This is a genomic window from Brachybacterium sp. NPDC056505 (assembly GCF_042794925.1).
Classification (GTDB): Bacteria; Actinomycetota; Actinomycetes; order Actinomycetales; family Dermabacteraceae; genus Brachybacterium; species Brachybacterium kimchii.
Genome location: NZ_JBHTSV010000032.1, coordinates 20,534 through 28,842 on the forward strand (window position 1 = coordinate 20,534; position 8,309 = coordinate 28,842).

Genomic DNA, 8,309 nt, shown 5'->3' on the forward strand with positions numbered 1-8,309 from the left:
TGACTACGCCACGGCGCCGTGCTCCTCGAAGGGGTCGACCGTGCTGGCGATGTGGTCCGCGAATTCGACGAGTCGCGCGCTGCTGATCGGATCCAGCCCGATCATCCGCTCGACATCACCCTCCTGCTCGTCGACCGGGAACTCGTCCGGAGCGAAGGCAGGGAGCATGAACACGTTCGCGGGCGGGGTTCGGTGCGGGTCGATGTCCCGAGACTGGTCGACGTCCCTGTGGGAGACGCCTTCCCCGCGCAGGGCGCAGCGCAGCGGGGGAGCGGCGCTCGAATAGCTGCGTCCCATCGGGGTCGTGATCTCGTAGGTGCGGGACGGTGCCCGGGCCGGCGGCGCGTTCGGAGGTCCGGATCCGCACTGCTCGGCGTCCTCGAGCGTTCCGCTCCAGCCGGGCAGCTCCATGAGGTAGTTGCACCCTTCGCAGCGCGCGACGCCGTTCGCGACGACGGTCTCACCGCCGTCGGCGTATCGCACGACGTGGTCGATGTGACGGGCGCGGGCGTCGCAGAACGGTGTGCGGCAGTGCTGATCGGCCATCCCCACGAAACGTCGTTCGTTGCCGGTGAATCGCCGTCGGCTCGCATCGGCGTCCCGCAGACGCCCGGAGACAGGATCGGTGTACAGGCGGCGGATGGAGCGTGCCCGGTCGGCGCGGAGCTGCTGGTCGGGCGGCTCCGGATCCTTCTCGTCCCCCGACCCCTGCGGCGCCGCGAGCGCGAGCCGGCGGGCGATCGCCGCGGGCATGGCATGCCCTTCGACCCACGCGGTGTCCTCGCCGCCGGCGAGCAGCGACTCGTCGGTCATCAGCAGCTGGATCTCCACGTCGACGTCCTCGGGTCGCTCGAGCCCCGTGGTCCGTCGGAAGAGCGCATCGGCCATGTGCTGGCCCCTCGTGCCCTCGACGCCGGAGGCCCGCGCGCTGGAGGCGGCGTCGTCGAGCGCCTTGTACACTGCCACGCCCTCGACGAGCGGGAGCAGCGCGCTCACGCGCACCACCGCGTCGGACACAGGACGGATCGAGACGTGCCGCTCACCGACCTCGCGCTCGTTGCGCGCGAGCGCGGCCAGCTGGTCGATCTCGTCGGCGCGGGCCCTGGCCATCCCGCCCGCGCGGCGCGGGGAGACCTCCGGCAGGTGCTCGGCCACGGAGGCGTCGACCCGTGCACGGTCCTCGTCGTCGAGGCAGAGGACGGCCTTGGCGACCTCGTCGGCCGACCAGCGGGAGATCTCGCCTCGCGCGAGCAGCCCCATGGTCCGCGGGAGCGTCTCCACGATCACCCGGTCCAGGGCGAGCTGGTTGCCCGTGCGCGCAGGCGAGGCGTGCCGGGCGAGGGCGAGCTCGTGCGCGAGCCCTTTGCCGATCGTCTCGTGCGGGATGCCGTCGTTCCTCTGCTGTGAGATGCGGGCATCGCGGAACGCGACGGAGGCGCGCATCTGCACCGCATCGGTGCGCGAGCGCAGCCGCTCGCTGACCGCGACCGCGTCGAGCAGCGCGCCCGGGAGGGATATGGGCGACGTCCCGGTGGAAGCGGAGGCATCATCGGTGAACGGGCCTTCGGCCTCCGACGGATCGGCGTCGAGCGCAGAGAGGATCCCCTCGGCGCGCTCGACGAGGCCCGTGGCGGATTCCAGGAGGGCGAGCGCGCGCGCCGCACGGGACGCGTGGTCCGGCGGGGGCATGGTCGTGTGCGTCATCGAAGCCACCTCCCGCCCGCGTCATCGCTGGTCATCTGGGCCACCGGGCGGACAGTCGGCGGGAGCCGATGCCGTTGTCCGATGCTGTTCTTCGACTCTACGAGGACCCGCTGACATTCGACGCTGCGGAACTCAGCATGTGGAGAACGCAGCGTGGGGAGGAATCACGGAGGACGAATCGCCCCTCACCCGTGGTCGCCGACCACCCGCGTCGCAGCGATCCGGTCGTGGAGCCCCCGTCCGGACCCGAGCATCACGGTGCCCACGAGCACGATGATCACGCCGTAGAGCAGGACCGTGGCGACCATCGTCCCCGCGGCGCCGGTATCGAAGTCCCCGTAGACCGCGCCGATGGCGACCACATGGCCCAGCTGCCAGGGGATCGCGATCTTCACGAGATTCCGGACGAACGCGCGGGAGAAGGGGACGCGTGCCCCGTCGCGGCCCGCTCCGACAGATCTCGTCCCCTCGGGCCGACCCGGCAGCATCTCGACACGCAGCCCCTCGCGCCGCTTGCCCCACGTCGATGCTCGCGGGCCGAACTCGGCGCGAGCCGCCCAGAGCGCCGCGAGCACGGGCGGGATAGCGCTCGAGACGAGGGCGACGGCGCGTGCGGTGCCGGCGTCCCCGATGTGCGTCGCGAGCGGAATCCCGATCGGGAGCATCGCTGCGGGCAGCACGAGGTATCCCACGCAGTCGCGCGCGTAGGCCCGCGCACGGCGGACGAGGAGCGGGGCGAGCAGGCGGCCCCTCATGCCGCGCCGCTCGCCGCGATGTCGCGCATCGATGCGCCCCTCGTCGCCCATGCGGTCATCTCACAGCCAGTCGCCCCGCGCGGCCTCGATCTCGGCGCCGATCGTGGTGTCCGGGCCGTGGCCCGTGTGCACGATGGTCTCCGGGGGCAGCGTGAACAGGCGCTCCCGGATCGAGTCCTCGATCGTGGGCCGGTCGCTGAAGGAGCGGCCGGTCGCGCCGGGGCCGCCCTGGAAGAGCGTGTCGCCGGTCAGCACGCAGTCCAGCGCCGGGACGCGGTAGCAGACGGAGCCGGGGGAGTGGCCCGGGGTGGAGATCGCCTCGATGTCGGCACCGGCGACGGTGAACTCGTCGCCGTCGGCCACGTCCCCGTCCCAGGGCAGGTCGCCGTGGGTGAGCTTCCAGACCTCGGCGTCCGCCGGGTTCAGCAGCACGGGCGCCTCGAGCGCCGTCGCCAGCTCGGGGGCGAAGCGCACGTGATCGTCGTGCGCGTGGGTCAGCAGGATGCCCACGCACTCGCGATCGCCGACGAGCGCCCGGATCGCCTCGACGTCGTGCGGGGCGTCGAAGACGACGCACTGCTCCTCGTCTCCGAGGACCCACACGTTGTTGTCGACGTCGAAGGTCTCGCCGTCCAGGGTGAAGGTGCCCGACGTCGTCGTGCGGTCCAGCCGCGCCGTCATCGGTTCACCACCACGGTGCGCAGCACGTCGCCGCGATGCAGCGAGTTCAGTGCGTCCTCGACGCCGCCCAGGTCGGTGGTGCCGGTGACGAACCGCTCGAGCGGAAGGCGACCCTGCAGGTAGAGGTCCGTGAGGTAGGGGAAGTCGCGCTCGGGCAGGCAGTCGCCGTACCACGCGGACTTCAGGGAGCCGCCGCGGCTGAACACGTCGGCCAGCGGGATCGCGAGCTCCGCATCGGGATGGGGAACGCCCACGAGCACGACGCGACCGGCGAGGTCCCGCGCGTAGAACGCGGTCTCGTAGGTCGAGGGGATGCCCACAGCGTCGATCACCACGTCGGCGCCGAATCCGCCGGTGAGGTCCTGGACCCTCGCCACGATCTGGTCCCGGTCGAGGTCCTTGGTGTTGATGGTGTGGGTCGCGCCGAGGTCCGACGCGGCCTGCAGCTTCTCGTCGACGATGTCGAGGCCGATCACGGTGGTCGCCCCCGCCAGCACGGCGCCGGCGATCGCGGCGCTGCCCACGCCGCCCAGACCGATGACGGCCACGGTCTCGCCGCGCTGCACGGCGCCGGTGTTGAGGGCTGCGCCGAGCCCGGCCATCACGCCGCATCCGAGCAGGCCCGCGACCTCCGGCCGCGCCTCCTCGGAGACCTTCGTGCACTGCTTCTCGTGGACGAGGGTCTTCTCGGTGAAGGCGCCGATGCCGAGCGCGGCCTCGAGCTCGGTGCCGTCGCTCAGCGTCATCCTCTGCGAGGCGTTGTGGGTCGCGAAGCAGTACTGCGGCCGGCCCTTGCGGCAGGCCCGGCAGTCGCCGCACACCGCGCGCCAGTTCAGGACGACGAAGTCGCCGACGGCCACGTGCGTGACCTCGTCGCCGATCGCCGCGACGCGCCCGGCGGCCTCATGGCCGAGCAGGAACGGGAAGTCATCGGTGATCGCGCCGTCGCGGTAGGCGAGATCGGTGTGGCAGACCCCGCAGGCCTCCACGTCGACCACGACGTCGTGCACCCCGGGATCGGGGATGACGATGTCGGTGAGCTCCGCCGGCTCGTTCGGATGGCGAGCGATGACGCCCTTGACGGTCGTGGGCATGGTGGGGCTCCTTCCGCTGGTGGTGGTTCCCGGCCAGCCTATCGGCCGGGCCCGCCCGGCGAGCCTCCGGCGGGCGGGTCGGCGCGGTGCGCGCCGCCCTCCTAGAATGGTCCGCGGTGCGGCGGGGCCGACGGGCGATCCCCCGCGGCGCGCCATCCGCACATCAGCCCACCGGACGAAAGCGATACCCGTGTCCGAGACACCTCCCAGCCCCGACTCCGCGGCCGTCACGATCGACGAGCCGACGATCGGCGCCGCCGTCGACGCCGCGCTCGCCGCGATCGCGTCGGCGGGCAGCACCGCCGAGCTCAAGCAGGTCCGCATCGACCACGTCGGCGACGCGAGCGTGCTCTCGCGCGCGAACGCCTCGATCCGGGACCTGCCCAAGGACCAGAAGGCCTTCGCCGGCAAGCTCGTCGGCCAGTCGAAGGGGCGGGTCCAGCAGGCGCTCGCGGCCCGACAGGCCGAGCTCGCCGAGGCCGAGGAGGAGGCCGCGCTCGCGCGCGAGACGGTCGACGTCACGGTGCCCGTGGACCGTCGTCCGCGCGGCTCCCGCCACCCCATGCGCACCCTCCAGGACCGGATCGAGGACTTCTTCGTCGGCATCGGCTGGGAGATCGCGGAGGGCCCGGAGATCGAGACCGGCTGGTTCAACTTCGATGCCCTGAACGCCGACCCGGACCACCCCTCGCGCTCGCTCCAGGACACCCTGTACGTCGCGCCCGAGGACTCGGGCCTGCTGCTGCGCACGCAGACCTCCCCGGTGCAGATCCGCGCCATGCTCGAGCGCGGCGCCCCGCTGTACATCGCGTGCCCGGGCACCGTGTACCGGGCCGACGAGTTCGACGCGACCCACTCGCCGATGTTCAACCAGGTTGAGGGGCTCGCGATCGACCGGGACCTGACCATGGCGAACCTCGTCGGCACGCTCGACGCCTTCGCCGCGGCGATCTTCGGCGGGCGCCCGATCACCCGCCTGCGCCCGAACCACTTCCCCTTCACCGAGCCCAGCGCGGAGATGGACTTCCGCTGCTTCAGCTGCGAGGCGCGGCTGGGGCTCGATCACGACGCCGACCCGGCGTGCCGCGTGTGCGGCGGCACCGGCTGGATCGAGATGGGCGGGTGCGGCATGGTCCACCCGAACGTGCTGCGCTCCGCGGGAGTGGATCCTGAGGAGTACCAGGGCTTCGCCTTCGGCCTCGGCATCGAGCGCATCCTCATGCTGCGCAACGGCGCGGACATGCGAGACATCGTGGAGGGCGACGTCCGCTTCTCCCAGCACTACGGGACGGAGATCTGAGATGCCCCGCATTCCGCTCACCTGGCTCGCCCAGCACGTGACCCTCCCCGAGGGCACGAGCGCCCTGCAGGTCGCGACCGACCTCTCGCGCGTCGGCCTCGAGGAGGAGGCGATCTTCGGCGCCCAGGTCACCGGGCCGCTCGTCGTCGGCCGCGTCCTGGACCTGGTCAAGGAGCCCCAGAAGAACGGCAAGACCATCAACTGGTGCCGTGTCGACGTCGGCCCCGAGCACAACGAGGCGCAGGACGACCCGAAGGATCCGCAGCCCGGGGAGGAGCGCCCGAGCCGCGGCATCATCTGCGGCGCCCACAACTTCGTCGAGGGCGACCTGGTGGTCGTCTCCCTGCCGGGCACCGTGCTGCCCGGGCCGTTCGAGATCGCCGCCCGCAAGACTTACGGCCATGTCTCCGACGGCATGATCTGCTCGGGCGACGAGCTGGGCCTCGGCCCGGATCCCGACGGCGAGGACGGCATCATCGTGCTGGGCCGCGGCCACGCCCGCGGCCTCACCGGCGAGCCCGGGGACGACGCGATCGCGCTGCTGGGCCTCGGCGAGGAGGTCGTCGAGATCAACGTGACGCCCGACCGCGGCTACGCGTTCTCGATGCGCGGCGTCGCCCGCGAGTACGCCCACGCCACCGGCGAGGCCTTCACCGATCCCGCCCTCGAGGTCGAGGTCCCCGCGGCCGACGGGTCGGGCGTCGAGGTGCGCCTGGCCGACGAGACCCCGATCGACGGCCGTCCCGGCTGCACCCGCTTCGTCGCGCAGGAGGTCACGGGCATCGACCCGACGGCGCATGCGCCGCGCTGGATGCAGCAGCGCCTGGTGCTCGCGGGCATGCGCCCGATCTCGCTCATCGTGGACGTCACGAACTACGTGATGCTCGATCTCGGGCAGCCCCTGCACGCCTACGACGCGGCCGAGCTCGTCGCACCCGTCACAGTGCGCCGCGCGCATGCGGGGGAGGAGCTCGCGACCCTCGACGACAAGCCCCGTGCGCTGGATCCCGAGGATCTCGTGATCGCCGATGCGGGCGCGGGCGACCGCGCGATCGGCATCGCGGGCGTCATGGGCGGGGCCTCGACCGAGGTCTCGGCCGCGACCACGGACGTCGTCCTCGAGGCCGCGAGCTTCGACCCGGTCTCGGTGGCCCGCTCCGCGCGCCGCCACCGCCTGCCCAGCGAGGCATCCAAGCGCTTCGAGCGCGGCGTGGATCCACAGCTGCCCGCGATCGCCGTCACCCGGGCCGCGCAGCTGCTCGCCGAGCACGGCGGCGGGACGGTCTCCGCCGCTCGCACCGACGTCGGCGCGGAGTCCGCGCAGGGGGCGGCCCCGATCGTCCTCGAGGTCGGCGCGCCCACGCGGCTCGTGGGCGTCGAGTACACGAGCGCGCAGGTCCGCGAGGCGCTCGAGAAGATCGGCTGCACGGTCGAGGACGGCCCGGTGGGCGACGGCTCCGCCGAGGGGTCGGCGGACGGCGGGCCGAGCTTCCGGGTCGCCCCGCCCAGCTGGCGCCCCGACCTCAGGATCCGCGAGGACCTCATCGAGGAGATCGCGCGTCTCCTCGGGTACGAGCAGATCCCCTCGGTGCTGCCGCAGGCGCCCGGCGGAGCGGGCCTCACCCGCGCGCAGAAGAGCCGCCGCTTCGCGGCCCGTGCGCTCGCCGAGGCCGGTCTCGCCGAGGTTCTCTCCTTCCCGTTCGTGCCGGAGAGCGTGTTCGACGAGCTCGGCTACGGGGTCGATGACCCGCGCCGCGACGCGGTGCGTCTGCTGAACCCGCTGGCCGGCGACGAGCCGCTGCTGCGCACCGAGCTGCTGCAGACCCTGCTTCCCGTGGCACGGCGGAACCTGGGGCGCGGCCAGGAGTCGCTCGCCCTCTTCGAGGTCGACGCCGTCTCCCGCGCGGGATCGGGCCCGATCGCGCCGCTGCCGGCCGCGCAGCGCCCGACGGACGCGCAGCTCGAGGCCGTGCGGGACGCCATGCCCGTGCAGGCGCGCCACCTCGCCGCGATCCTCGGCGGGGCGAGCGGGCCGGACTCGTGGTGGGGGAGCGGCAGGCCCTGGGACTGGGCCGATGCGATCGACCTCGCCCACCGTGCGGCCGCGGCCGTCGGCGCCCGTCTCGAGGTGCGCGGCCGCGAGCACGCGCCCTTCCATCCGGGCCGCTGCGCCGAGCTGCGCACGGACGGCGGCATCGTGGTCGGGTACGCGGGCGAGCTGCACCCGAAGGTCGTGAAGGCCTTCGACCTGCCCGCGCGCTCCTGCGCGCTCGAGCTGGATCTCGAGCAGGTCATCGCCGCGGCCCCCGCGGTGGTGGCCGCGGAGCCGGTGTCGACCTACCCGCTCGCGAAGGAGGACTTCGCGTTCGTCGTCGAGGACTCCGTTCCCGCGAGCGCCGTGGAGGCCGCGATCATCGCCGGCATCGGCGACGTCCTCGAGAGCGTGCACCTCTTCGACGTGTACACGGGCGACCAGGCCGGCGAGGGCAGGAAGTCGCTCGCCTTCGCGGTGCGCCTGCGCTCGCAGGAGGGCACGCTGTCGGCCAAGGAGATCGGTGCGGCGCGCGAGCGCTGCGTCCAGGCGGTCGCGAGCGCCGTGGGCGGCGTGCTCAGGGCGTGAGCACAGCGTGAGGCCGCTCGGCGGACTCTGCTGAGCGGTGAACGGGGGCGGGGGGGGGCCCCCCGGGGGCGCGCCGCCACAAGTGTTGGGGGGGGGCGGGGGGCCCGGGGGTGCGGGGAGGGGGGTGTGGGCCCCCCCCCCCCCCCACCCCCCCC

At 73.1% G+C, this 8,309-nt stretch carries 6 protein-coding genes; 2 read left to right on the forward strand and 4 right to left on the reverse strand.

What is annotated here, in order from left to right; all coding sequences use genetic code 11:
• Nucleotides 1–3: 3 nt before the first annotated feature.
• The 4 genes from ACFQ53_RS13950 to ACFQ53_RS13965 all read right to left on the reverse strand — a co-directional run bounded on the left by ACFQ53_RS13950 (nt 4) and on the right by ACFQ53_RS13965 (nt 4,234).
• On the reverse strand, nt 4–1,704 hold the full coding sequence (locus tag ACFQ53_RS13950; protein ID WP_377860664.1) for an HNH endonuclease: 1,701 nt from the start codon (nt 1,702–1,704) through the stop codon (nt 4–6).
• A 185-nt stretch (nt 1,705–1,889) separates the two neighbouring features.
• Nucleotides 1,890–2,510, reverse strand: a complete 621-nt coding sequence (locus ACFQ53_RS13955) for a hypothetical protein (protein WP_377860666.1) — start codon at nt 2,508–2,510, stop codon at nt 1,890–1,892.
• A gap of 9 nt (nt 2,511–2,519) precedes the next feature.
• Entirely contained in the window at nt 2,520–3,140 is a 621-nt protein-coding gene (locus tag ACFQ53_RS13960) for an MBL fold metallo-hydrolase (protein WP_377860668.1), read from the reverse strand.
• Entirely contained in the window at nt 3,137–4,234 is a 1,098-nt protein-coding gene (locus ACFQ53_RS13965; protein WP_377860670.1) for an S-(hydroxymethyl)mycothiol dehydrogenase, read from the reverse strand. The genes ACFQ53_RS13960 and ACFQ53_RS13965 overlap by 4 nt, the downstream gene beginning before the upstream one ends.
• Nucleotides 4,235–4,424: 190 nt before the next feature.
• Here ACFQ53_RS13965 and pheS point away from each other — a divergent pair, with 190 nt between their 5' ends.
• Entirely contained in the window at nt 4,425–5,534 is a 1,110-nt protein-coding gene (pheS, locus tag ACFQ53_RS13970) for a phenylalanine--tRNA ligase subunit alpha (protein ID WP_377860672.1), read from the forward strand.
• 1 nt (nt 5,535) lies between these two features.
• Nucleotides 5,536–8,154, forward strand: coding sequence for a phenylalanine--tRNA ligase subunit beta (gene pheT, locus ACFQ53_RS13975; RefSeq protein WP_377860674.1), 2,619 nt, complete (start codon nt 5,536–5,538; stop codon nt 8,152–8,154).
• Nucleotides 8,155–8,309 lie beyond the last annotated feature (155 nt).

What these genes read in the sequence shown, in the direction of transcription:
- ACFQ53_RS13965 (WP_377860670.1), bottom strand. Translation starts at nt 4,234, where the DNA reads ATGCCCACGACCGTCAAGGGCGTCATCGCTCGCCATCCGAACGAGCCG.
- ACFQ53_RS13960 (WP_377860668.1), bottom strand. Translation starts at nt 3,140, where the DNA reads ATGACGGCGCGGCTGGACCGCACGACGACGTCGGGCACCTTCACCCTG.
- ACFQ53_RS13955 (WP_377860666.1), bottom strand. Translation starts at nt 2,510, where the DNA reads ATGGGCGACGAGGGGCGCATCGATGCGCGACATCGCGGCGAGCGGCGC.
- pheT (WP_377860674.1), top strand. Translation starts at nt 5,536, where the DNA reads ATGCCCCGCATTCCGCTCACCTGGCTCGCCCAGCACGTGACCCTCCCC.
- ACFQ53_RS13950 (WP_377860664.1), bottom strand. Translation starts at nt 1,704, where the DNA reads ATGACGCACACGACCATGCCCCCGCCGGACCACGCGTCCCGTGCGGCG.